Annotated in this window: 21 protein-coding genes and 1 pseudogene; 16 read left to right on the top strand and 6 right to left on the bottom strand. The window is 47.3% G+C overall.

What is annotated here, in order from left to right:
* Window positions 1-79: 79 nt before the first annotated feature.
* On the bottom strand, window positions 80-1,003 hold the full coding sequence (locus L4C36_RS12210) for a WYL domain-containing protein (protein WP_428478082.1): 924 nt from the start codon (window positions 1,001-1,003) through the stop codon (window positions 80-82).
* A 341-nt stretch (window positions 1,004-1,344) separates the two neighbouring features.
* On the opposite strand from L4C36_RS12210, the gene L4C36_RS12205 reads away from it, so the two are divergent.
* A complete protein-coding gene (locus L4C36_RS12205; protein WP_428478081.1) occupies window positions 1,345-1,857 on the top strand; it encodes a hypothetical protein in 513 nt (170 codons plus the stop codon).
* A 169-nt stretch (window positions 1,858-2,026) separates the two neighbouring features.
* Window positions 2,027-2,590 carry a cytochrome b/b6 domain-containing protein gene (locus tag L4C36_RS12200; RefSeq protein ID WP_428478080.1) on the top strand — a complete coding sequence of 188 codons (564 nt, stop codon included), beginning with the start codon at window positions 2,027-2,029 and terminating at the stop codon, window positions 2,588-2,590.
* Window positions 2,591-2,739: 149 nt separating this feature from the next.
* On the opposite strand, the gene L4C36_RS12195 is transcribed toward L4C36_RS12200, so the two are convergent.
* Genes L4C36_RS12195 through L4C36_RS12185 form a run of 3 tightly spaced genes read right to left on the bottom strand, consistent with a single transcriptional unit; the run spans window position 2,740 to window position 6,075 of the window.
* Complete coding sequence (locus tag L4C36_RS12195; protein WP_428478079.1) at window positions 2,740-3,252, bottom strand: asparaginase domain-containing protein; 513 nt, start codon at window positions 3,250-3,252, stop codon at window positions 2,740-2,742.
* Window positions 3,253-3,262: 10 nt separating this feature from the next.
* A complete protein-coding gene (locus L4C36_RS12190; protein WP_428478078.1) occupies window positions 3,263-4,654 on the bottom strand; it encodes an MmgE/PrpD family protein in 1,392 nt (463 codons plus the stop codon).
* The gene (locus L4C36_RS12185) at window positions 4,651-6,075 is read right to left on the bottom strand and encodes an aspartate ammonia-lyase (RefSeq protein ID WP_428478077.1); all 1,425 of its coding nucleotides are present in this window, start codon (window positions 6,073-6,075) and stop codon (window positions 4,651-4,653) included. Before L4C36_RS12185 ends, L4C36_RS12190 begins: the two co-directional genes overlap by 4 nt.
* Window positions 6,076-6,231: 156 nt before the next feature.
* Here L4C36_RS12185 and L4C36_RS12180 point away from each other — a divergent pair, with 156 nt between their 5' ends.
* Together L4C36_RS12180 and L4C36_RS12175 are read left to right on the top strand one after the other, a co-directional pair.
* Window positions 6,232-7,158 carry a LysR family transcriptional regulator gene (locus L4C36_RS12180; protein WP_428478076.1) on the top strand — a complete coding sequence of 309 codons (927 nt, stop codon included), beginning with the start codon at window positions 6,232-6,234 and terminating at the stop codon, window positions 7,156-7,158.
* A gap of 212 nt (window positions 7,159-7,370) precedes the next feature.
* On the top strand, window positions 7,371-7,967 hold the full coding sequence (locus tag L4C36_RS12175; protein WP_428478075.1) for a GNAT family N-acetyltransferase: 597 nt from the start codon (window positions 7,371-7,373) through the stop codon (window positions 7,965-7,967).
* Between the two features lie 156 nt (window positions 7,968-8,123).
* Here the strand turns inward: L4C36_RS12175 and pepE are convergent, their stop codons facing one another.
* Window positions 8,124-8,855, bottom strand: coding sequence for a dipeptidase PepE (pepE, locus tag L4C36_RS12170; RefSeq protein ID WP_428478128.1), 732 nt, complete (start codon window positions 8,853-8,855; stop codon window positions 8,124-8,126).
* Between the two features lie 256 nt (window positions 8,856-9,111).
* Here pepE and L4C36_RS12165 point away from each other — a divergent pair, with 256 nt between their 5' ends.
* The 3 genes from L4C36_RS12165 to L4C36_RS12155 all read left to right on the top strand — a co-directional run bounded on the left by L4C36_RS12165 (window position 9,112) and on the right by L4C36_RS12155 (window position 11,659).
* Complete coding sequence (locus L4C36_RS12165) at window positions 9,112-9,936, top strand: tetrahydrofolate dehydrogenase/cyclohydrolase catalytic domain-containing protein (RefSeq protein WP_428478074.1); 825 nt, start codon at window positions 9,112-9,114, stop codon at window positions 9,934-9,936.
* A 205-nt stretch (window positions 9,937-10,141) separates the two neighbouring features.
* Window positions 10,142-11,134: a hypothetical protein gene (locus L4C36_RS12160; RefSeq protein ID WP_428478127.1), complete on the top strand. Its 993-nt coding sequence runs from the start codon at window positions 10,142-10,144 to the stop codon at window positions 11,132-11,134.
* Between the two features lie 60 nt (window positions 11,135-11,194).
* On the top strand, window positions 11,195-11,659 hold the full coding sequence (locus tag L4C36_RS12155) for a GNAT family N-acetyltransferase (protein WP_428478073.1): 465 nt from the start codon (window positions 11,195-11,197) through the stop codon (window positions 11,657-11,659).
* A 61-nt stretch (window positions 11,660-11,720) separates the two neighbouring features.
* Here the strand turns inward: L4C36_RS12155 and L4C36_RS12150 are convergent, their stop codons facing one another.
* Window positions 11,721-12,644: a LysR family transcriptional regulator gene (locus L4C36_RS12150; protein WP_428478072.1), complete on the bottom strand. Its 924-nt coding sequence runs from the start codon at window positions 12,642-12,644 to the stop codon at window positions 11,721-11,723.
* A gap of 214 nt (window positions 12,645-12,858) precedes the next feature.
* On the opposite strand from L4C36_RS12150, the gene L4C36_RS12145 reads away from it, so the two are divergent.
* The 9 genes and pseudogenes from L4C36_RS12145 to L4C36_RS12105 all read left to right on the top strand — a co-directional run.
* A complete protein-coding gene (locus L4C36_RS12145; RefSeq protein WP_428478071.1) occupies window positions 12,859-13,398 on the top strand; it encodes an NADPH-dependent FMN reductase in 540 nt (179 codons plus the stop codon).
* Window positions 13,399-13,485: 87 nt separating this feature from the next.
* A complete protein-coding gene (locus tag L4C36_RS12140; RefSeq protein WP_428478070.1) occupies window positions 13,486-14,370 on the top strand; it encodes a glutathione S-transferase C-terminal domain-containing protein in 885 nt (294 codons plus the stop codon).
* A 76-nt stretch (window positions 14,371-14,446) separates the two neighbouring features.
* The gene (locus L4C36_RS12135) at window positions 14,447-15,106 is read left to right on the top strand and encodes a DsbA family oxidoreductase (RefSeq protein WP_428478069.1); all 660 of its coding nucleotides are present in this window, start codon (window positions 14,447-14,449) and stop codon (window positions 15,104-15,106) included.
* A 474-nt stretch (window positions 15,107-15,580) separates the two neighbouring features.
* Window positions 15,581-17,461: a DUF294 nucleotidyltransferase-like domain-containing protein gene (locus L4C36_RS12130; RefSeq protein ID WP_428478068.1), complete on the top strand. Its 1,881-nt coding sequence runs from the start codon at window positions 15,581-15,583 to the stop codon at window positions 17,459-17,461.
* Window positions 17,458-18,207 (top strand): 3'-5' exonuclease, encoded by a 750-nt coding sequence (locus L4C36_RS12125; RefSeq protein ID WP_428478067.1) that lies wholly within the window; start codon window positions 17,458-17,460, stop codon window positions 18,205-18,207. The genes L4C36_RS12130 and L4C36_RS12125 overlap by 4 nt, the downstream gene beginning before the upstream one ends.
* A 254-nt stretch (window positions 18,208-18,461) precedes the next feature.
* A complete protein-coding gene (locus L4C36_RS12120) occupies window positions 18,462-20,126 on the top strand; it encodes a BCCT family transporter (RefSeq protein WP_428478066.1) in 1,665 nt (554 codons plus the stop codon).
* Window positions 20,127-20,440: 314 nt separating this feature from the next.
* Window positions 20,441-21,118 (top strand): hypothetical protein, encoded by a 678-nt coding sequence (locus tag L4C36_RS12115; RefSeq protein WP_428478065.1) that lies wholly within the window; start codon window positions 20,441-20,443, stop codon window positions 21,116-21,118.
* Window positions 21,119-22,800: 1,682 nt separating this feature from the next.
* The gene (locus L4C36_RS12110) at window positions 22,801-23,421 is read left to right on the top strand and encodes a hypothetical protein (protein WP_428478064.1); all 621 of its coding nucleotides are present in this window, start codon (window positions 22,801-22,803) and stop codon (window positions 23,419-23,421) included.
* Window positions 23,422-23,800: 379 nt separating this feature from the next.
* Window positions 23,801-24,032: pseudogene (locus tag L4C36_RS12105) on the top strand (transposase); the annotation flags it as partial.

The raw sequence follows: 24,032 nt of genomic DNA, 5'->3' as shown, positions 1-24,032 counted from the left end.
CGGTGGGCTCTGTTTTTTTGCGAAGTTGCTTTGAGACGTTGTCTTGCTCAGCGGCTTAGGGCGTGTTTAGCGCGATAGCTCAGCCTTTGTACCCGGGGGCGAGCATTGCACTGGTTACTTGGTACAAGGCTTGCGGGTTATTCAGTGCCAGTTGATAGCCCACGTATACATACAGACACCCATCCGCACTGCAATCCACTTCCCACTTACGCAGTAAATAGCCGGCTAATGCCGCGCGCGATTCAATCACAAGTTTACCCTCACGCATTTCGTAGTCCATTTCGATCGCTTTTGGATTGATTAACCTTGGGTGCGGTACCAATTCTAATTCAATGTATTTCTGCCATTGACGGTCAGCGTCGATACTTTCGTGTTGATCGGGCGCTTGCTCAATAATGCGTGCCGCGACAACGCGATTACAGACCACATCCATAAACTGATTGTTCTTGCGGTCAAATGAACGAATGTGCCAGCGGTTGCCAGAATCGACCAAGCTGTGCGGCGCGATCACGCGGGTACTTTGTCCGCTGGATGCTGAGATATAATCAATCTCGATTAATCGATGGCGGTAAATGCCTTCACACAACACTGCCATGACCGGCGTGCGGGGGATAGTCAGCGAGATAGGCGTTTCACAGTTGATCGGAAAGGCTTGATGGCCTGCAAAGCCATCCCCGTAACCCAAAGAGATTGTCGCTAAGGTTTTCTGAAGATCGAGGGTAAAAAGCGGGAGAAAGTCAGCCTGTTTGAAATACTTTTTCGATCGCATGTCCAACTTGAGGTTGTCAGGCATCAGTTCTTTGTACAGGGCGAGATCGCGAGTGGTCGCCGCATGACCGACAGCAAAACGATCAATCAAATCCTTCCGCGTGACTTCACCAAAAAAATAGAGGGCAAAGTCAATGAACGCCAAGCGTTCACGCTGAGCAGAACCAATCGCATTCAATTTGTTCGCAATATCGGCACTGATGTCCGCAGAATGATTGTCGTTGTGGAGAGTCATGGTTATTTATCCAGTACTTTTGTTTGCCCCTAATATATACCGAAAAGCAGTAGATGCAAGTCTAATTCAAGCCCATCATGGCTTCTGTGTCTTCTTTTTTGTTGTCGTTAATGTTTAAATAGTCAAATAAATATCCTCATAATCAGTATTTGTATGATATTCATGCAACGACGCGGTGTGTTTTATCTTCATGTGTTACGTGCTATCTAACTGATTGTTTTATGAGCCATAAATTGAGAATTTATGCGTGTTTTTTTACTGCAGATATGGACAATAGGCGGTAACAAATAGACATGCATTGTTGAAGCATGTTTTATTGAAACAAAACAGGGAGCCATGAGTTGGCATTAACAGACGAACAGCTTTGCACGGCTTACGACGCCTTGATACAAGGTGCAGTATGTTTAGATGAGCATTTAGTGCAAGGCGTGTGGGTGTATGTTGAAGGATTAATGATCGAGCGGAACATACCGCGTGATGAGTATTTGTGCCTCTATCATTTACAAAGTCCGCAATGTTTTATGAGTATGAGTTCATTAATGCCGATTGATTTTTTTGGGACGAATGAGAACCCGAAAAATGAGACGCCATGTCGGGACGCAAACTTTAAACCGATCGTTTTAAAGACTTGTGAATTGATACAGCGAGAAAACGAATACCCAGAGCAGTGCTGGTGTGTACATACGACGTATTGCTCGGATGACGTTGAGATAGCGATTCAAACCCTTTTACGGTTACTGGCCGATTATGGTCAGTTTCCACGCTGCATAATTTGTAAATATCGTTATCCTGCCGGCTTCCTGGATAGTGACAGTATTTGTGAAGACTGCTGTTATGAGTTGCTAGGTTGCTAGGTTGCTAGGTTGCTAGGTTGCAATCTAACCATCTGCCGTTAAAAGCCCTCGTGAGACATCTTGCGGGGGCTTTTTTGTTTCTGGCGGGAGAGGCGCGTTGCCCTTCTCACGCGTTTATGCCCGGGGTATATACTTATCGGCATGTCTTTTTATCCCGATAAGGCCGCCAATGTTTCAACTATTCAGACACTATTTCCATGTGAAGTTTGTTCGGCACATTCGTTATTTGCATTATACCGTCATGGTGATTGCATTAACGCAGTTGCTACTCAGTAATGGGATGCATATTGATAAGCAAGGGCAGATCAGAGAGACCGTGCTTGCGCAAGTCTCTACATGGGGTCACATCGTATTTGGGTGCCTGTTTTTACTCTCGATTGTGCTGTTTACGTGGGTGGAATTACGTGCGCATGGTTTGCGGTATTTCTATCCGTATCTTTGGTGGCAGTGTGATCAGATCAAGGCCGATTTTCAGCAACTCAAGCAACGGCGTTTGCCAGAAGCCAATCCGCAGGGGGTGGCGGCATGTGTACAAGGGTTGGGACTCGGCGCCGGTTTGCTGGTGGCGATATCCGGTTCGATGTGGTTGATGTTATGGCTCAGTGATAGTGGGTGGAGTCATGATGCGAAAGACGTGCACAAAACGTTAACGGGGCTGATAGAAGCGTATATCGTGGGGCATGGTTTGTTGGGGCTGCTGCATATCTATTTGTCGCGATCTACCGTTCAGTAATCTGTTGGTATCGGGGTATATGGCGGACCCTAAAAATTCCCCTGTGAGTATTTCTCACAGGGGATATATATACCATTTCTAATCAGATGGTTACGTCAATCAACACGGTTCCTCAACATCCCCAGTATTAATATCTCACAGCAAGGCCATTACGCGTGTAACGACTCCATCGCTTCAACGTCAAAGATCTCGCCGAAGAACACCACATACACGCCAGGGGCAGAACACTTGGCGGCCATGATTGCCGCGCCTAAATTGAAGGCGGCATCGTTTAAACTAAAGCCTTCAAGCGGCCACATGGCGCCGGTAAAAACGACCGTATGGCGGTTGCTGTCGCCCAGCATGGCTTTAAGCTTGCGGGCACTGTCAAACACAGTAAACGTACCGTGAGTGATCACATGTGACCGGCTGTCATTGGTCAAAATGGACTGGTAGATACTGTTCAGATCCTGCTCGTCGATTTCACGGCTGTCTTTGCAGCAGATCGGGGTGTGCTGCAGTTTGTTGTCGTCCATGCGGATGTACTTTTTTAAGTACGCCGGAATCGGACTTTCGGCTAAAGGGAACACCGTGCAGGCATCGATATCGTAGTACGAATCGATGGTGCCGCCGGTGGTAATGAGTTGCACTTTTTGCGATGTTGAGGAATGTGTCGGGTACATAGTCAGACCATTATTTTATTATTGTTGAAATGGGCGTGGTGCTGAGCTGACACAGGTGGCGATACAAACGTTCCGTGTGTGCTTCACCGAGCATCGGAGTGACACAGTGGGAAAATTTGCTGGCAATATCCTGTTCAGACAACGGTTTTTCCGGATTACCTTTGGCTAAATTATTTTCAAAACAATGGGTTTGCCCATCTTTGGTGGTGATGGTCAGCTTGGCTGGGGCGGTGCCGATAAAACCGAGCTTGGCCAGTTCCGGATCGATCGTCATATCAATACGGCGTATCCAATCCTGAATGGTGTCATCTTGCACCGCGGTGTCGGTAAACTGTGTCAGCCCCACTTGGCCGTAGTGTAGGCGTGCGGCCAGCGCATACTGCATCGAAAACTTCGCTTCAATGGCATTGGTCGGTGCGTTACACACCAGTTCACGCGGGCCCAGTAAACTAACACCCACGGCTATGTGTTCAATGTTGTCGGCTGAGATGCCATGATTTTCAATCGCGTCAGACAGGCAATCAATGGCTGGGTGGGAGCCGCTGCAACACGGGTATTGTTTAAACACGATCCCCGGCGTCAAAATATCCCATTCCGTCATCGCCGCCACAGACGGCGAGGTGAGGGTGAGTCCGGTAAAACACGCGGCAAAGCCATCGGCATTTTCTAAGACATCAAGACGGCCAGTGACCCCCAGTTGCGCCAGTTCTAATGCATTGATACCGTTGAATGCTGCCATGCCTGCGTGCAGCGCTTTGGTTTGGCTGCCAAAGTTACCGCGCACGCCAGAGGCCATCGACGCCGCAATGGCCAGCGCATGGCTGAGTGTGTGGGCATCGACCTTGAGGATTTTGGCCGCGGCAATTACCGCGCCAAAAATGCCAATCACCGGCGTCGTGTGCCAGCCCTGCTCAGACAGGGTCGGCATCAGTAAGCGGGCAATTTTGTGTTGCCCTTCAATGGCGGTGACATAGGCCAAAAGCGCCTCATCACCCATCACGTTTTCTTGTTCGGCTGCTGCCAGTACCGCCGGTGCAATCGTCACGGTGGGGTGACCAATGGTTGCCCAGCTGACGTCATCGAAATCTAACGCATGTGAAGCCACACCATTGGCGTACGCGGCGTAGGCCATGCTGGCGGTTTGCTCGGTACCGAGAATACGACACGGTCCGTGCGTGACACGGTTCGCCACAAAGGCCTGAATGTTTTTGGATACCGGCATTTCACTGCCGGGGATCGTCACGGCAAAGTAATCAATCATCGCCGTTTGTGCCACGTCTAACGCTTCCGCCGGAATGGCGTTGAGTTGTAAATCACAACACCATTGCGCCAGTTGTTCTAAAAAGGGCTGCAGCGCCTGATTCACATTTGAATCTAGGTTTGTATCAGAGGAGGTGCTCATTGTTGCTCTTCCTGATAGCGACGGATAGCGGCAGCACTTTTGGCGGGATCCGTCATCACCATTGGGTCAAGCAGGTAATCCGCTTGCTCTGGGGTAAGAATGCCTTGCTCAAGTACGACATCACGAACGCGTTTGTTCTGATCAAATGCCGCACTGGCCACCTGACAACCTACTTTGTAGCCAAATAGCGTCGCGATAACGGTGGCGAGCGCGGTACTCTTTTCGGCGTAGTCACGGCAAACCGCCACATTCGGTTCAAGATCGGCAATACATTTGTCCATGAACAACGGCAGGGTATTGGTCAACAGTTGGATAGATTCAAACAGGGACTTGATGATCACCGGTTCCCACACGTTTAAATCCAGCTCGCCGCCTTCGACGGCCATCGTAATGGCGGTGTCGTTACCAATGATTTGATAGGCGATTTGGTTTACGAGCTCAGGCATCACAGGGTTAATTTTACCTGGCATGATAGATGACCCAGGCTGTACGGCTGGGAGTGTCAACTCATTGAAACCGGCGCGCGGGCCAGAGCTTTGAATGCGGAAATCGGTGGCCATTTTCGACATGAAAACCGCCAGCTTTTTCACTTGTGCGGCCACTTCTAAGTAACCGTCGCCGTTTTGCAGACCATCAAAGAAGTTATCTTCAGCCACATAAGGGGTGTCGGTTAGCGCTTGCAATTCGACATACACACGCTCCAAATAACCTTCATGGGTCGACAAACCCGTACCTACAGCGGTTGCACCCAATGGCAGTTCGAGGTTACCACGGTTGGCCGTGATCAGCGCTTGGTGCAGACGTTTCACTTGGTGGTAGTAACCACTGAACTGCTGGCCGAAGGTCATTGGCACGGCATCTTGCAGACAGGTACGCGCCAACTTCACGATGTCAGCAAAGTCTTCGGTTTTCTGTGCAAGCAGGGTTTCCAGCTTAGCCACTTCGTCGATCAGACCGTTGACCGCTTGGTAGCTGGTCACTTTCATCGCCGCTGGGATCACGTCATTGGTGGATTGGCCCATGTTGACGTGCGTATTTGGGTGCACGGCGTCATAGCCTTTGTTGCCCGTCAGAATCTCGTTGGCACGGTTAGCCAGTACTTCGTTCATGTTCATATTGGATGACGTACCGCCACCCCCTTGGAACACATCAATCGGGAATTGGTCGGCAAATTGGCCTGCAATCACTTCTTCACACGCTTGTACAATGGCATCGGCTTGGTTTTTATCCAGTGCACCAATTGCGTGGTTGGCTTTGGCGGCGGCTTGCTTGATGACGGCAATGGAAGCGATGTAGTAAGGCACATCAGAAGCCAGTCGGCCTGAAACCGCAAAATTCAGTCTGGCACGTTCCGTTTGAATGCCGTAGTACACCGCATCATCTATCGCCATTTCGCCTAAAAAGTCAGTTTCGATACGCATAGTGTTTGTTCCTGATAATCTGATAATTAACGTTGTTGGCACACAATGTAGTGAAATTATCGAAACGAAAATGCGAGCTTGATCGCCTACCGATCAGTAGGAATTATCGTAATATTCACTAGTAGTTTTTCTAATAGTGTTGGGCCATGAAGTGTTATGAAAAAATTTAACTTTGATTTACGCCACCTGAAAGCATTGATTGCCGTGATTGATACGGGATCATTCAGTGCGGCAGCCGAGCAGTTATCCCAAACACAATCGGCGGTGTCACAGCTTATTTCTAGCATTGAAAACAACCTGAATACGCAGTTGCTTGATAGAAGCAAGCGGCCCATTCGCCCAACGTTAGCCGGGCATGAGCTGTATGAGTTTGGATCGAAGTTCATTACTGAAAGTAAGCGAGCCGAAGAGCGGATCCATGCGTTGGATAACCATCAAATCATGCGATTGCGTATTGGGATGATCGATTCGCTAGTGGGGGTGATAGGGCTGGATTTATTCCAGTTTCTGGAACCTAAAGTCAATCATGTCAGCCTATCAACGGGCTTAGCGCCATCGTTATTAGAAAAACTAAAGCTCGGTGATCTCGATATTATCTTGACCATGAACCACCTTGAGCCGTTAAGAAATATCACCATTACGCCGATTTTGACGGAAAAATATTTAGCTATTACCCCAAAGTCATGGCCTGAGCAGTCGATAAAATCGCTGTGCAATAATCAAAACTATATTTCTTATACCAGCTCCTCGCCGACGGGGTCACAAACGCTGGATTGGTTTAAATGGCGCAAGCTCAATCCCACTACGCGGTTTGAGTCGTCACGTGCCGATACCGTTTTAGAGTTGATTGATGCAGGACTGGGCTGGACACTCGCCACCCCTGTCTTTTTGGCACACAACATGGCCTTGTTGGATAATATTCGGGTGATGCCATTGCCAGAGCCGGGACTGAGCCGTAGTTTGGCCATTGCCACCCGTGGGCATGAGTTGGAAAGCTTCTCGTTACTGCTGGCGGATGAGATGAAAAGCACCATTGCGAACAAATTTGATGGCTTTTTAACCGAGAGTTGGAAGTTGCTGTGATCAAAAAGGCAGAATAAATCGCAAAGTTGGCGTATGGTTACTGGGCAAGTGATGCGGGGCATCAGGCCAAGTTAAGCGGGGTTGCTCCCAGTATTGATATTTATTCTGGCACTGAATGCCGCGCTGACCGTTGCGCAGTAGATAATTGATGTCTCGATATCGGCGTGAGTATGTCGATGTATCTATATAGACCTGGAAAAGGTGGCAGAGGAATGAACGGAAGCAGCATCGAATTGTCTTGTCGGGTACCTGACGATATACAATCGCAAGTTATTATTAGTATCGTCATGGGGTTTTCGACTGAACCGACAGCCCGTTGGTGCTGGCCCGATAATGATGTCTATATCAACACGATGCCACAATGGATCATGGCGTGTGGCGGTCAAGCGTTTGCGACTGGTACAGCGCTATATCACAATGGTTGTGGCGCACTGTGGTTACCGCCGGGTGTGAAGCCGGATGAAGATAGAATGGACGCCTTATTGCGCTCCACCACAAACGAACAGCAGCAGGAAACACTGGCTTTACTGGGTGAAAAACTCAGCCCTTATACGCCAAATCGGCCTCATTGGTATTTACCGTTTATTGGTGCTGAGAGTGCCAACCGGGGGCGGGGTGCGGGTTCTGTCTTGATGGAAAGTGTCACCAAAGTGTGTGATGAAGAAAAACAATTGGCGTATTTGATCTGTTCGCATCCGATGAACATGGCCTTTTATGAACGCCATGGCTTTGAGATGATGGATGAAGTACATGCGGGGGATTACCCGGTGATGATCCCGATGGTGCGGTTGCCGAAGAAAATCGTCTAGGCAATATGCCGTATCGCGTCAATAACCGACGATACACAGAAACCGATGAATATAAAAAAGCACAACATGGCGTTGTGCTTTTTTTGTGGGTCATGCGCTAACAATCATATATTAGTGATCTAATCGTATTCGCGACTAGATATTAGCAACTAGGTATTAACAATCTAAGCCCAGCAGCTCACTGACATCCGTCCCCGGTGCCATGGTGCAGCGATCTTGATTCAAGCGGAACCAATGCAGCGGTTTTTCATTGGCGGATTCATAGGTCATCGTGTTATCTGTTACTGCCAACCATGAGCCTTCTGGAATACCGATCACCGATTGGTGCGGATTCACAATCAAAAACTCTTCAATACGCTCATCACGGGTTTCGCCCATGTGGCCTTCAATGGTCGCATCAATATAATGCGCATTGATTTGGAATGGCACAAAGCTGAGTGACGGGGTAATGGCTGCGCTGACAATACACATGTCGTTGGTGGTGCGAATGGTCGGTGCGCTAATTACGCTGCCTGCACTCCAGCCGATGTACGGCACACCGCGTTGCATAACAGCTTGCTGAATCGGGCCAATTAAGCCTAAATCATGCAGGGTTTTGTTCAGAACCCACGTATTACCGCCACTGACGATAATGGCATCCGCGTTACGGATGGCTTCCACCGGATCGGCGGCTTGGTGTAACCCTGTCACGTTGACATCAAGATGGCTTAGGCTGTCTGCCACCATTGCTGCGCGATCATCGTGGCTGCCACGGATCACGGCGTAGGGAATCACCACGACATTTTTCACGTTTTTACGCGTCAGTAATTCGGTGATTGCGGGTAGGGCAAATTCCATCACTTTTGTGTTGCCGGCGACTTTACCATTGCTAAGCAGTAAGAGATCCATCATCTATTCTCTTGTTGGGGAAAACCTAAGTCAGCATGGTAGCGTAAGTGTTCTGTCGGAAAGGTGAATGACAGCACAAAAATTCCCACTTCCACAGCTAAATGGCGTGAGTGGTTGTATTTTAGACGCTAAGCGCGCCTTTGTCCGTTATTTCAACAAAACCCCCGCTCGCTGCAGACATGGGTTGCCCAATGCCATTGTTGGAGTAGAATCAAGCGCATGAGGGAATACACATAATCAATAAGCAGTGGGTATCATGAAAGAAGTAATCAGTAGCCTGTACGATTCAAAAATGGCCGCGTTGAAAGCGAAAATTGACGCAGAAAAATTCGATGTAAAACTGACTATCGTGACCGTGGGTGACGATCCGGCCAGTAAAGTGTATGTACGCAATAAAATCCGCTTGTTTGATGAGCTGGGTTTGCCATGCGAACACATCACGCTGGATGCCGATGGTACCACACAAGCGGATTTGGATGGTCTGGCTGCCCGTGCCGATCACCCAATGTTGTTCCAATTACCGTTACCGAACGGCCTTGTGGCACCCGATTTGCCAGCAACGGTTGATGTGGATGGCTTCGGCTCAGAAACATTGGGTCAGTTGGTATTGGGTCAAAATGCCGTATTGCCGTGTACGGTACAAGCGGTCATTGACATCATTGAGCATCATTATGCTAACCAAGCTGGCGATAATCATTTCGCCGGTCTTAAAGTAGCGGTACTGGGGCGCAGTAATATTGTCGGTAAGCCACTGGCGATTGAGTTGATCAACCGTCAGAGCACGGTATCAAGCTTCAATAGCCGTTCTGATATCGCGTCTGTTGATTGGACGCAGTTTGATGTGATCGTGGTGGCAACGGGTTATCACGGCACGCTAGACAATAGCCAATTTGTGGAAGGCCAATTAATCATCGATGTTGGTATTAACCGTATTGATGGCAAGCTGGTGGGTGATATTAAACACCATGAAGATGTTGTTTCAGCCGCTGCTATCACGCCCGTACCGGGTGGTGTCGGCCGTTTGACCTGTCTGCACGTATTGGGTAATGCCATTAAGCTGTGTGAAATGAAAGCACGTTAATCTCGCTGCTTTAATGATGTGTCGTGTTCTATACCGCGTTCGAGGGATAGGGCACGACAGCTACCTTTCTGTTTGTCTTTCTTTCTGCCTGTCGTCTCCCCGCGCTTTTCATAATGGTTAATTCTTAAATCGTATGCCGCCATGGTGAGGGCGTATTTACTTCATGTATACTCGCTTCCATCCTATTTTTCGTATTACTTTCATCATGAGTCTTTATAACATTTCCAATAAAAGCTTAACGGCATTATCGCCAACGACTTTTGCGGCCGAAGGATTGCAAGAGCGTCAGGACTTGCAAGAGGCACTAAAAAGGAACATTGAGGCTATCGCGCCAGATTGCTTGGTGATCTCGGAAGAATTTTCTGATTGGGAAGACAGCCGCCGCCGCATTGATCTATTAGCAGTCGATAAAAATGCCAATTTAGTCGTCATTGAACTAAAGCGTGATGAAGTCGGTGCGCATATGGATCTGCAGGCGTTGCGTTACGCCGCGATGATTTCCACCATGACGTTTGATAAAGCGTGTGACTATTTTCAGCGCTATTTACAAAAAGAAGGCAGAGAGCAAAACGCAAGGGATCTGATGCTGGATTTTGTCGGGCTGGATGAAAGCAGCTTGGATGATTTCGGTAATGACGTGCGCATTGTTTTGGCTTCCGCCGATTTCGGTAAAGAGTTGACCACCTCCGTACTTTGGTTACGTGATAAAGGGATCGACATCAGTTGTGTGCGATTGACACCATACCGTTATAAAGACGATGTGCTGATTAATGCTGAACACATTATTCCGGTGCCAGAGTTGGAAGAATATCAGGTCAAATTCCGTGAAAAACGTGATGAACAGCGCGTGAGCCGCAAGGGAAAGCGTGATTACACTAAATACCGCTTCCAAGGCGGCGTCTATAACAAACGTAAACTGGCATTCGCGGTGTTGTCATACTGGATTCAAGACCATCAGCCAAGCAGCTTACAGGCCATACATGACATTTTGTTGCCGTTCAATTTAAAGCGCGTGGTGTCATTGGTCAGTGAGATTGCTGATAACAATTTGGATCGCTGGTACAGCACGCCGACCGACAGGCTGACGTTGTCGTCCGGTGAGCAAGTCGTGATATCTAACCAGTGGGGCGATAATATTCCCCGTTTGCTCGATGCGATGCGACCTTTTGGTATTGAGGTTGAGGTCGCCGAAAACTAATTGCACGTTCGGCAGAATAAAAGGGACGTTGAACGCTTTTTTTATACCAAGGTAGCAAGTATGAATATCGTTAAAGTCGATATCGGTAATGAACAGGTATACGCAAATTTGTACCAAGGTTACGCGGCAGAGTTTTCACGGATTATTGATGACAGGCCGAATGAAAATGGCCTGTTTGAGATTTATCCGAAAATTGAAGGTCATGTTTCAGGTTACTTGCTGTATGTTGACGGTGTGCCAGCAGCACTAACGGCGATTGATGAGAAATCACCGAAAGCCTATGAGATTTGTGATTTTTACGTTTTGCCTTGTTTTAGAAAGAACAAAGTAGGCAAGCAGTTTATTACACGCCTTTTCGAGCAGTTAGGAGGCGCGTGGGAAATCAAACAAGTAGCGGGTGCCGATCATGCTGTCAAATTTTGGCGTGATGTCGTGACAGATTACACCGCTGGTAAGTTTGAGGAAGACATGTATCAAGATGAGAAATGGGGCCTAGTGACAAGGCAGTGTTTTTCACATTCCTAACGTGTTGCCCCGTACACAGTGATTGGACTGACGGTAAAAGGAGCGTATAAACGCTCCTTTTTTATTTGAGCGTTGCGTATTTGTACTCGGTGTGCTTTTCTTCAAAATGCTTCACCACAAAATCAATAAAGGCCCTGACTTTGGATGATTGCTCTTTGTGATAAGGGTACACAATATACAGGGCGTGTTTGTCCATCTGCCATTCGGGCAGCAACTCCACCAACTCACCAGACGCCAACTCTTTCTCCACAAAAAAATCGGGCAGTAGTGCAATACCGTGACCGGCACAGACGGTTTGGGTTAACGCGAGGCCACTGTTCACGGCATACACACTCGGGGGTAAGTCGATGGCCTTGACCATATCGTGTTGTTTAAACGTCCAGCGACGGGCGGTAGACGACAGGCTGTAACTGAGTAAGCGATGGTTCACGATGTCATCCGGTGTTTGCAACGCCCCCGCTTGGTCGACATACGCGGGTGAGGCGCACAGCACGCGGCGAATATCGAACAGTTTGCGTGAACGTAAACTGGAGTTACCCATTTCGCCGCCACCACGAATGGCCACATCGATTCCCTGATCGATCAAGTCCATCACTTCATCACTCATCACCACATCAATGGTTAATTCCGGATGCGCCTGCATGAACGCGCAGATGATGGGGTTGATCTCCACAATGCCCAATGACATCGGGGCGCTGATCGTTAATCGGCCAGTTAGGCGCTGAGAGGACTCAATCACCGATAAGTCCGCGTTTTTTAAAGCGTCTAATACGTTACAGACCTGCTGGTAGTACAGTTGGCCGTTATCGGTAATGTGCAACTGACGGGTTGTGCGGTTGATCAATGGGCTTTTTAAATAGCTTTCGAGTTCGTTGATATTCCGGCTTACGGCTGCCTTAGACAGGTTTAAATCGTCAGCTGCTGCCACAAAACTGCCCAGTTCTACGACACGTCGAAACACGGTCAATGCTCTTATCTTATCCACATAATCCTCGGTATTGCTGTGGGTACTGCTGTGTGGGTGATGGTGGGTATTATGCCCTATATCGCGGATACCATTGTTCCGCTTTGGTGAACAATATAGTCACTATAATGGTATTTATTCATTAAGGTGAGTCAATTATTCTTATTGTCATAGAGAGAGGCGCTGCCAAGACAGTCAGCCGTAGACAGAAAAAGAAGAGAAAATAGGACTCCCCATGAAGAAGATTCTTGCATTTACCGGTAGCAATAATAGCCAGTCTATCCACAACATTTTAATTCAATCATTGGCGACACATGCGACCCAAACGGATGTGAACACGTTGGATCTGAACGATTTTACGTTACCAATGTATGGGCTGGATGTCGAAGGCCAAGGCGTACCGGAAGACGCGGTGAAACTGCGTGCTACCCTGAATGAGTACGACGCGTTGATCATTGCATCACCGGAGCATAATGGGTCGATGCCGGCTTTCTTAAAAAATGCCATTGATTGGTTGTCTCGTGTGGCACCGCAAGGCACCTCCTTCTTTGGGGATGAAAAAAAGCCCGTGTTATTGGTGAGCACATCACCGGGTGCGAACGGTGGCGCAACGAACCTAAAAACCATGGCCGAGTTAATGCCTTGGTGGGGCGGTGATGTGAAAGGTACGTACAGCTTGGGTGGTTTTTACGACAAATACCAAGCGGGTAAGTTTGATACCGAAACCACTGCTGAGCTGAAAGCCCTGATGGCGACATTTGAAAGTGCGCTATAAGGCGATAAGGCTAAACGTGAATTTGCGAAACAGTTATTCGCAAAATAATTATTCGCGAAATAACGGTCCAACTGAGCGAGGTTGAGCATGGCGGTATTAGAGCAAGGTATTTGGTATCCGAACAAAGACGCAAGTGAGCTGGCACATATTGATCAGTTTACACAACCTAGCGAGGTTGAAGCAGAGCGTTATCACTTATATATGTCGCTGGCTTGTCCGTTTGCCCATCGGCCGTATTTGGTGATTGCTTATCTTGGCTTAGAGGCAGCGATCTCCGTGTCGTCAGTGGCGGCCAAGCGTTATGCCGATGGTTGGGAATTTGATGAAACACATGTCGATCCCCTCTACGGCAGCACGAAGCTGGCTGAGTTGTATGTGAAAGCCAAAGCCGATTACACCGGCAGCGTCACCGTGCCGCTACTGTGGGATAAAAAGACGGCGACCATTGCCAGTAACGATTCAGCTGCCATGGCGATGGATCTTGCGACTCGTTGGCTGCCATTGGCCAAACATCCGGTTGAATTAGTGCCCGCGTCAATGCAGGTGGAGATCACCGCACTGAACCAATGGCTACATGCAAACGTGAACCGCAAAGTGTATGAGGTGGGATTCGCCACCGAACAAGCCGCGTATGATGCTGCCAGTGACACCTTGTTCGCAGCCTTGGAACAGCTTGATCAACGCCTGAGTCAGTCCACGTACTTACTGGGTGACAATGTCACGTTGCCGGATTTATTTTTACTGCCGACGTTAGTGCGTTTTGAAGCCGTGTACGAAGTGCATTTTAAGGCCAATAAACAGCCATTGCGTGCATTTACGCACTTATATCGTTATATGCGTGATCTTGTTGCCGATGAACGTATTCGCCGCACGATTGATATCGAATACATGAAGCAGCACTACTACTTTTCGCATCGACACATTAACCCTTACGGCATTGTGCCGGCAGGGCCGCAACTGGATTGGCTGTAAGCCACTGAGTACTGATCGCCTAACAATGAGCCCACGTGCGGCGAATCGCATGAATTAGACAGGATTAAGAACCACCATGAGCAAAAAGCAACAACCGACACTGCGAATTGATTTTTTCCACGATGTGATTTGTGGCTGGTGCTACGTGTTATCACCACGTTTACGTCAATTAGCCGCAGAATTTGACCTTGATATTCACCATCACGCCTTTGCGTTAACCGCCACGCGTGAGGATCAAATCGAAAAATTTGGCTCGGTCGCACAAGCCAAACAGATCATTATGGGTCACTGGGCGCAGTGTGCCAAAGCCGACGATGATCAGCGTATCAATGTCGAAGGCATGCGTGCCCAAGCGTTTGATTATCCAATTTCAACTCCTGGGCTGGTGGCGTGTAAAGCGGCCGCTCAACAAGGGGGAGAACAGGGCAGCGAAGCCGTATATTGGGACTACTTTGATGCTATCACTCATGCGCATTTGCATGAAAACCGCAATATTGCTGATGACGCCGTACTGGTTGCACTTGCGGGTGAAATCGGATTGGATACAGCACGTTTCCAACAGGACATGCCCGATCCACAGCGACATCATGAGATAGAAGCAGACCGTCAATTGGCAGCAGCCTATGGTGTGAACTCGACGCCAACATTAGTGATTAACCAGCAATGGGCCATTCCCGGAGCGGTATCATTGACGCAATTGCGTGAGGCGTTAAACGAGATCCAAGCTGAGATGTAAAACAGCGCGCGGTGTGCCGAAAGGAACGCGGTGCGTTGTTGCAGTGCCTTTGAGGGACGCCCTGTGTCTGAGCGGGGCAGCTCTAGGACAGTTTTAGGTATACAGGTCTTTAAACTGAATTGTTCCTTTTTGCACTCATTCCGCAGCACAAAATTAACGGTAATATGCAGCTGAGTGAACGATGTGTTGTATTTATTTATCCCTTCTTTTTTTCCGGTTTTTTGTTAAATAAAAAGCGCTGTTTTTTTAAATTGCGTAACAGGATGTGTTGGCTATCCTGTTAATATGAAAGAAAAAAACAGAAGCGTTAAATAGCGAGAGTCAAAAAAACGCACTCTCAACGGTCCCGAAATGACGAGATATCATTCGGTAAATTCGCGGTTATTCATATCATTTTCAATGATTTAGTTGTTGATTGATGCGGTTTTCAGTGATATTTATTGCTGATGATTAGGCTATGTGCGGAATAAATGAATGGAAGCTGAGCAGTTAGAAGTCCTCAATTTCATTAGCCAATACCCCCCCTTTGACGACCTACCCGATGAGCATCTTAAAAACATTGCGATGAATGCCGAAGTGGCTTACTTCCGGCAGGGCAGTGATATTTTGAAGTTTGGTGATGATATTCGCGACCTCTACATTGTGCGTAGTGGTGCCGTAGAAGTGTATCGCCGTAAAGGTGAACTGTATAACCGCATTGATTCGGGTGGTTTGTTTGGGCAAATGGGTTTGCTCATGAATAACCGCGTGCGTATGCCCGTGAAAGCGATTGAAGACACGCTGGTATATTGTATTCCTGAACAACTGTTTATTGCGTTGTGTGATGAGTTTGAAAACTTTGCTGACTTTATGGAGTTAGAAGACAGCGCTCGCCTTCGTACCGCCGTTTCCAGCCAAGCGGATGGCAATGACTTTACCACCGCCAAAGCCCGCAAAATCTTAAGCCGTGACCCTGTCACGTTACCATCAACAGCGACCATTCAAGAAGCGGCCATGCTGATGGCGGAAGAGAATGTTACTGCGCTGTTGATTGTGCGTTCGCCGGATGAAACTACGGAAGACGATGACGATCAGTTATTGGGTATTTTGACCGATCGCGATCTGTGCATTCGCGTACTAGCGCAGGGCATTGATACCAATTTGATGGTCAGTGAAGTGATGACCACCGATGTGATCTCGCTGGACTACAACGCGTATGTGTTTGAAGCCATGCTGACCATGCTGCGTTACAACACCCATCACCTTCCTATTTTAAAAGACAAGAAGCCGATCGGCGTGATTGGTATGACAGACATTGTGCGTTATGAATCGCAGAACAGTCTGTTGCTGGTCAGCACCATTTATCAGCAAACCAGCGTTGATGAACTCAAGCAAGTGGCGGGGCAGGTGAAAGACTGCTTCGTGCGTATGGTAAGTGAAGACGCCAACGCGCACATGATCGGTCGCGCCATGTCAGTGATTGGCAGCAGCTTCAAACAGAGATTGGCCGAATTGGCCGAACAAGAGTTAGGCCCCGCACCGATCCCGTATTGTTTGATTGCCATGGGCTCGATGGCCCGTGATGAACAATTGATCGTGACCGACCAAGATAACGCCCTGATCTTAGATAATAGCTACGATGAAGCATTGCATGGCGAGTACTTCGCGCAGTTTGCCAAGTTTGTGTGTGACGGCTTGGCAGAGTGTGGTTACGAATATTGCACTGGCGATATCATGGCGACCAATCCGGAATGGCGAAAAACCCGTGCAGAATGGGAAGAGTGTTTTGCCAATTGGATTGATAACCCAACGCCGGAACGCCTGCTTAACAGCAATATCTTCTTTGATTTGTTGGCGGTGCATGGCCGATTGAAATGGGCCGAACACCTTAGCAGTTTTGTCGTACGTCGCGCGAAAAAGAACAACCGTTTCTTGGCTGCGATGGCCTATAACGCCATTCGCCGTACGCCGCCATTGGGCTTCTTTAAAGATTTCGTGATGGAAAAAGATGGCCGTCACCGTAACTCGATAAACTTGAAGCGCCGTGGTACCGCACCAATGGCTGACTTGATCCGCGTGCATGCGTTGGCGATGGGCTCCCGTTCGCAAAACTCGTTTGAGCGATTGGATGACATCAATGATGCTGGCATCTTGCCGAAAGGGCGGGGCATGGACTTAAAAGACGCCATGGAGCTGATCTACATGGTGAGGATCCGACATCAGGCGTTGGATATTGAAAATGGTGAAAAACCGGATAACAACATTGAACCTGAGCATATGTCTGATTTTGAACGCCGTAATTTGAAAGCCGCGTTCCAAATCTTAAGCAGCGCACAGAACTACATGAAGTTCCGTTATCAGAGAAGCGGCAAATGAGGCGACTCTTCAGCAAACATGCAGGCGATGCGCCGCTGCTGGATACGTCCGGCACGCCAGACTGGCCAACGTTGTTTCAACAGTTGGCCACAGAGGCCACCGATCCACGCCTTAAAGCCTACTATGCCACTCCCATGGTGAGCGGTGATACGCCGTTAAAAGACGTGCCATTTGTCTCTATAGACTTTGAAACGACGGGATTAAATGCCCAAAACGATGCCATCCTCACTATTGGATTGGTGCCGTTTACCTTGGCGCGTATTCAATGTAATGGATCCAGGCATTGGGTGGTGAACCCAAATCGGGAGCTGAATGAATCGTCGGTGGTGATCCACGGGATTACCGATTCAGACGTGAAAAATGCCCCGCAGCTCAATACATTACTGGCCCCCATTTTAGAGGCCATGGCCGGAAAAGTGGTGCTGGTGCATTATAAAAACATTGAGCGCCAATTTTTTCATCATGCGTTAGTTAACTGCATTGGTGAGGGTATTCAATTTCCGGTCGTTGACACGCTAGACATTGAATATGCGTTACAACGTCGACAATGCGCTGGGTGGCTCAACTGGTTAAAAGGCAAGAAACCCGGTTCTGTACGCTTAGGCCATGCGCGCGAGCGTTATGGTTTGCCAGCCTACCAACCCCATCATGCCTTAACGGATGCGTTAGCCACGGCAGAGCTTCTTCAAGCGCAGTTGCAATACCATTTTGACCCTGACATGCCGCTGTCGGCGTTGTGGCAATAGTCACAAACCGTGCAATGGGCTTATGCTTAAATAGCATTAAAAACAAAGGGATAGATTTTAAACGATAAATAAAACTTATCGTAACGATGAAAACATGCAATGTGTTATTGCGTTTTTTATCGTTAAACTTGGTGTTAGAGTATTTTCTCTAAAATGATGCTTATTTGTACGATTTTGTAATAGAACCCACAAAAAGCTATCACAGATACAGAAAATAAGATGTAAACGGTCACGTATTTTTAAGGAGATAATTCGTGAGTACCGATAATAATGGCGGGATCCAACGCCCCGATGGCAAAGTCAACGCAATCGACACCGATTACCAAATTGGTCAAGATAACGTTGCTTTAAAAGTAGGGCCATTTGGTCTCGATATCCATAACCGCGTGTTTGCTATTTCAGGACTCTTTATTGTTCTGTTCGTTATAGTCACACTCGCATTTGGAGAACATGTAGAGCCGTTCTTTTCTGGCCTGCGTTCATGGTTAGCATCCAACATGGATTGGTTCTTCCTTTCTGCTGGTAACATTTTTGTTGTTGTCTGTTTGGTCTTGATCGTCACGCCGCTTGGACGTGTTCGCATCGGTGGTACAGAAGCAACACCTGACTACTCCTATATGGGTTGGTTGGCCATGCTGTTCGCTGCAGGTATGGGTATTGGTCTGGTATTCTTCGGCGTATCAGAGCCAATGTCACACTTCAGTGCAGCATTGGGTGGCGTAACCGTTGAAGACGGTGTTCGTACTGACTGGTCACCACTGGCGGGTGCCATCGGTAACACCGAAGCTGCATCAGCATTGGGTATGGCAGCAACGATTTACCACTGGGCACTGCACCCGTGGTCTATCTACGCACTATTGGCGCTGGGCTTGGCGATTTTCTCGTTCAACAAAGGTTTGCCATTGACCATGCGTTCAATCTTCTACCCACTGTTTGGTGAGCGTATTTGGGGTTGGACAGGTCACATTATTGATATCCTTGCGGTTGTCGCAACGGTGTTTGGTTTGGCGACATCATTGGGTTACGGTGCCTCTCAGGCGGCGACCGGTCTGAACTTCTTGTTCGGTATCCCAATGACAGAAACCACGCAAGTGGTACTGATTGTTGTGATCACTGCACTGGCGTTGATGTCGGTGGTTGCGGGCTTGGATAGCGGTGTTAAGCGTCTGTCAGAAATCAACATGGGCTTGGCGGCGTTGCTGCTGTTGTTCGTGATTGTGGTTGGTCCAACTATGGCCATCTTCACCGGTTTCTTCGAGAACCTAGGCGCGTACTTCTCTAACATTGGTGCGCTATCTATGCCGTTTGGCCGTGAAGATGTGAACTTCACACAAGGCTGGACTGCGTTCTACTGGGCATGGTGGATTTCCTGGTCACCATTCGTGGGTATGTTCATCGCGCGTGTATCTCGTGGTCGTTCAGTGCGTGAGTTCATCATCTGCGTTATCTTGATCCCATCAACCGTATGTGTATTGTGGATGACAGCGTTCGGCGGCACGGCAATTAGCCAGTACGTGAACGATGGTTACCAAGCGGTATTCAATGCTGAACTGCCATTGAAACTGTTCGCGATGCTAGACGTTATGCCACTGACTGAAATCACGTCACTGGTTGGTATCGTACTAGTGGTTGTTTTCTTCATCACCTCTGCTGACTCGGGCTCATTGGTTATCGACACCATCGCTGCGGGCGGTAAAGTGGATGCACCAACGGCACAACGTGTGTTCTGGTGTACGTTTGAAGGCTTGGTCGCGATTGCCCTTATGCTGGGTGGTGGCTTAGCTGCCGCACAGGCGATGGCGGTTACCACAGGCTTCCCATTCACTATCGTATTGTTGATTGCAACGGTATCGTTGGTGAAAGGCTTGATGGACGAACCGCGTCCAGCAGCGAAGTCTCGTAAGAAAGCACAAGCGTAATCCTTTGTGATGACATAACGCTTATAACTAACAAAACGGCATGCCTCGGCATGCCGTTTTTGTATGTATAGCACATAAATAACATTAATTTTTCATGGTTATACAATTAACCGTGACATATTACGAATGATAAAAATGAAGAATATGACATGTTAAATTATTACTAAGTTTACATGTATAATTTGCTGGTGTGTTATTAATGCCAATAATCTTAATTGTAAATTGGTATTTTTAGTGGTGTGTATGGAATATTAGACTAGAGCATTTATATAAAAAGTATTATGTTTAACAATCTGTAATGATAAGGATTTTGGATGGAACTAATGCAAAAGTTTTGGCCCAAAAATAAACAATTTAAGCGGTTTCTTGTCTATTTACTGGGAATGAATGTTATTGGGTTGGCTATTAGGTTTTTTATTGCCACTGCGGCGTTACTATTGATGCTGCTATCTAATGTTTTCGAAATTGATGTTTCACTGGTATCTATTCTTTCTCTAGTAGCTGCGGTTGCATTATTTGCTGTTTTTTCTCCTCTCTTGCGTAATTATTATGAGCAGGCTGACTTTGTTGGTAGTTGGGAATATGAGAACATTCCGGATTTAGAACCTGATGAAGCGACTCATGACCAAGCTCCGACTAAGATCCGGATCGCAGAAATTTCTCATGATAAGGATGGAGTTTTAATTGAGGGATGGCGTTCGGATGCGCCAAAAAACTTGCATTTTGAAACTAAGATGAGTCTGATTTCAGGTTTTGGAAAAAAAAGAGGCCGTCTGATCTACAGATATGAGTCTCCAATCGATACCCCACCAACCAAAAGGTTCACTGGTTTGGTTGAAATTGAATGGAAAAAGAAAAGTAGGGGAGACGTAGTAACCGAAATGGATGGTCGGTTCTACGGTGAGTCCTCTAAAACAATGGGGGTTGTAAAGTTTAGAAGAATAAAAAAAAGAGAATCTCAAGAAAATATTCTAGAAAGTTCACTTGCATGAACAAAACAACCAAGACACCCACACTTTTGTACTTTCTTGCCCTGTGTTCTAGGCTTCATTTTTCATGGATGAAAAAGGGAGCTGGCCATCATGCCCAAGGCAAGAAAAACACAAGTGAGCTTAACCGACACACCTTATTACCATTGTGTATCGCGATGTGTGAGAAGAACCTTCCTTTGCGGAAAAGATCCGCTAACGGGGAAGTGTTATGAGCATCGACGTACTTGGGTGGAACAGCGGTTGCTTTTCCTGGCAAGGGTGTTCTCGATTGATATCTGTGCGTATGCGGTAATGAGTAACYATACCCATATCGTGTTACATGTGGATGCTGAACAAGCTCAACGTTGGTCAACGGAAGAGGTCATTACGCGCTGGCATCGGGTGTGCAAAGGGAATTACCTCTCCAATACTTGGCTGGATGAAAGTCAACGAAGYCACATGGAGAARGCACAGTTACTGGCGGTYGAGYGGATYGCWGAARACTGGCGYGAGCGGCTATACGATATYAGTTGGTTCATGCGCCTGCTCAATGAGCCGATAGCCCGACAAGCCAACCAAGAAGACGGTTGCACCGGACGTTTTTGGGAAGGGCGGTTCAAGTCACAAGCCCTGCTTGATGAGGCGGCTTTGGTTGCGTGTATGGCTTATGTTGACCTGAATCCTRTTCGGGCAGGAATGGCTAAAACACCTGAAACCTCTCCCCATACCAGCATTAAAAATCGCGCAAATGCCGCGAAATCCMGTTTCCAACCGAGAACACTTCTTCCTTTCGTRGGTAACCCTCGCGCCAATATGCCTAAGGGCTTGCCCTTTGTGTTTACYGATTATTTRYTGCTTGTSGATGAAACGGGAYGTGCCATTCGTGATGGTAAGAAAGGGGCTATCTCAGAYAATGCACGCAATATTGTTGCTCGCTTGGGAYTAAGTGAAGAAAATTGGTTGGAACTATCCTGTTATCTAGAGAAAAACTTTTCTGGCGCGGTCGGTAAGGAACACTTATTGCGAGAGTACCACCATCATATCGGTCAGCGACGCACTCAAGGACTAAGCGCTTGCCGACGGCTGTTAAACGCAGCCTGATAAACTTACCGCCATCCCCCCATGTTTGACTAGCCAGGTGGCTAGGCTTTGTTATGCAAGAAATTGACTGAACACTCTATATGACAGCGATCAGATCCCAATTATTCATGCTGGTCGTCGGTGCAAGGGAAACTGTAGGGCAAAATACGTCTGTTTGCTGAAGAAAAGGCGTTGTTGATGGATGCGATTTAAATATGGCTGTCATGATTAAACTTTAAATTGTGAAGGCTTAAATATGGATGTCATGCCTGAGCCTCATGCCTGAGCTTCATTAAAAGCAATAAACCGTTTTATTCTGCCACTTACTACTATCTATGAAAATTTTGACCCTGATAGTAAAATTGGATGTGCAAATCAAATAATTACCGATGAAGCAATAATAAACTTTGAGACATACGATCCAGAAGCTATAAATGAATGCGATTGTAAGCTAGGGAGAAGCCATGAGTTAACAGCAAGCCACGATGGGGTCGATTTAAGGTCGCAACACGACCCAAATAAGATCAGCAAGCGAACAGGCAAACCAAGTAAGCCCCCAAAGGGGAACTCAAAAACCATTACATTCAAAGGCACATGGACGCCGAAAATAGGTAAATAACTCGATGAGCAAATATAATGAACAATATTACCTTGCATTTCACCAGAGTGATGAAAATGGTGCAGTATTATTTCTGAAGTTAACGGTCGACAGTAACAACAGAAGACCGCGTTCGGTTAAATTGAACTATGGTGAACAACCCATATTTCTAGAAGACTCCTGTCAGGAAATTGAAATCGAACCAACTAAAGCTCATATAAGCATACAAAGACTTGTTGTGAACAATGATATTTATCTAGACTTGGTTGATTACGATATTAATAATTTTCAACTTTATCCAGCTGTGATAATCGACCGTAATCAGCAATACCATGAGGGTTATTGGTTCTTTAACACCTACGCGTCTTTACCAGCCATAGATTATGTTATGTCCGATATTATAGATTACGACCCTAGTTCTAAACGCCATTTCTTTAACCGTATGTCTTTGTCAGATGAGATCCTTGACGCTATTCCAGAAGAAGAACGACTCATTTTCCCAATCGCCGGCTCAGACATGGGGTACATTGCTTATCATCAAAAAATTGTAGATATCTTTGATAAGCACGACGTCGGTACGATAAGGTTCATGAAAATATCAGACTGGAAAGCTGGCGCCGAATTTAAAACGAGAAAGTTCAAATAATACACATTACTAGCACCAGTAAGATTGATAACAAGACGTAAGAAGTGGTAGAGGGGGTGAATACCCCCTTATATTACAGCTTGTTACCGTAATAATGCGTATTATTACGATCAGATAATCAGGTTATATATGCTTGTTCATCGCCGATTCAGCTCTACTCTCTACCGACCGGCTAATGTAAATACTCAACGTCGATAAGTCAGCATGTCCCGAGTCAGCCATAACCTCTGCTGGACGTCTTCCACTCTCAATATCACGCGTGATACCCGTGTGACGGCACGCGAGAACACGAGAACAACCAAGACACCCATACTTTTGTACTTTCTTGCCCTGTGTTCTAGGCTTCATTTTTCATGGATGAAAAAGGGAGCCGGCCATCATGCCCAAGGCAAGAAAAACACAAGTGAGTTTAACCGACACGCCTTATTACCATTGTGTATCGCGATGTGTGAGAAGAACCTTCCTTTGCGGAAAAGATCCGCTAACGGGGAAGTGTTATGAGCATCGACGTACTTGGGTGGAACAGCGGTTGCTTTTCCTGGCAAGGGTGTTCTCGATTGATATCTGTGCGTATGCGGTAATGAGTAACTATACCCATATCGTGTTACATG

This window comes from Photobacterium japonica, assembly GCF_050337005.1.
GTDB classification, from domain to species: Bacteria; Pseudomonadota; Gammaproteobacteria; order Enterobacterales; family Vibrionaceae; genus Photobacterium; species Photobacterium japonica.
The sequence above is the reverse complement of the archived record's forward strand: the minus strand, read 5'-3'. Positions and strand labels throughout refer to the sequence as shown.

Coding starts and splice junctions, on each gene's coding strand:
- L4C36_RS12175 (WP_428478075.1), top strand. CDS start 7,371: ATGAACGGAAGCAGCATCGAATTGTCTTGTCGGGTACCTGACGATATA.
- L4C36_RS12210 (WP_428478082.1), bottom strand. CDS start 1,003: ATGACTCTCCACAACGACAATCATTCTGCGGACATCAGTGCCGATATT.
- L4C36_RS12180 (WP_428478076.1), top strand. CDS start 6,232: ATGAAAAAATTTAACTTTGATTTACGCCACCTGAAAGCATTGATTGCC.
- L4C36_RS12125 (WP_428478067.1), top strand. CDS start 17,458: ATGAGGCGACTCTTCAGCAAACATGCAGGCGATGCGCCGCTGCTGGAT.
- L4C36_RS12130 (WP_428478068.1), top strand. CDS start 15,581: ATGGAAGCTGAGCAGTTAGAAGTCCTCAATTTCATTAGCCAATACCCC.
- L4C36_RS12200 (WP_428478080.1), top strand. CDS start 2,027: ATGTTTCAACTATTCAGACACTATTTCCATGTGAAGTTTGTTCGGCAC.
- L4C36_RS12110 (WP_428478064.1), top strand. CDS start 22,801: ATGAGCAAATATAATGAACAATATTACCTTGCATTTCACCAGAGTGAT.
- L4C36_RS12115 (WP_428478065.1), top strand. CDS start 20,441: ATGGAACTAATGCAAAAGTTTTGGCCCAAAAATAAACAATTTAAGCGG.
- L4C36_RS12190 (WP_428478078.1), bottom strand. CDS start 4,654: ATGAGCACCTCCTCTGATACAAACCTAGATTCAAATGTGAATCAGGCG.
- L4C36_RS12195 (WP_428478079.1), bottom strand. CDS start 3,252: ATGTACCCGACACATTCCTCAACATCGCAAAAAGTGCAACTCATTACC.
- L4C36_RS12160 (WP_428478127.1), top strand. CDS start 10,142: ATGAGTCTTTATAACATTTCCAATAAAAGCTTAACGGCATTATCGCCA.
- L4C36_RS12155 (WP_428478073.1), top strand. CDS start 11,195: ATGAATATCGTTAAAGTCGATATCGGTAATGAACAGGTATACGCAAAT.
- L4C36_RS12140 (WP_428478070.1), top strand. CDS start 13,486: ATGGCGGTATTAGAGCAAGGTATTTGGTATCCGAACAAAGACGCAAGT.
- pepE (WP_428478128.1), bottom strand. CDS start 8,855: ATGGATCTCTTACTGCTTAGCAATGGTAAAGTCGCCGGCAACACAAAA.
- L4C36_RS12185 (WP_428478077.1), bottom strand. CDS start 6,075: ATGCGTATCGAAACTGACTTTTTAGGCGAAATGGCGATAGATGATGCG.
- L4C36_RS12145 (WP_428478071.1), top strand. CDS start 12,859: ATGAAGAAGATTCTTGCATTTACCGGTAGCAATAATAGCCAGTCTATC.
- L4C36_RS12135 (WP_428478069.1), top strand. CDS start 14,447: ATGAGCAAAAAGCAACAACCGACACTGCGAATTGATTTTTTCCACGAT.
- L4C36_RS12165 (WP_428478074.1), top strand. CDS start 9,112: ATGAAAGAAGTAATCAGTAGCCTGTACGATTCAAAAATGGCCGCGTTG.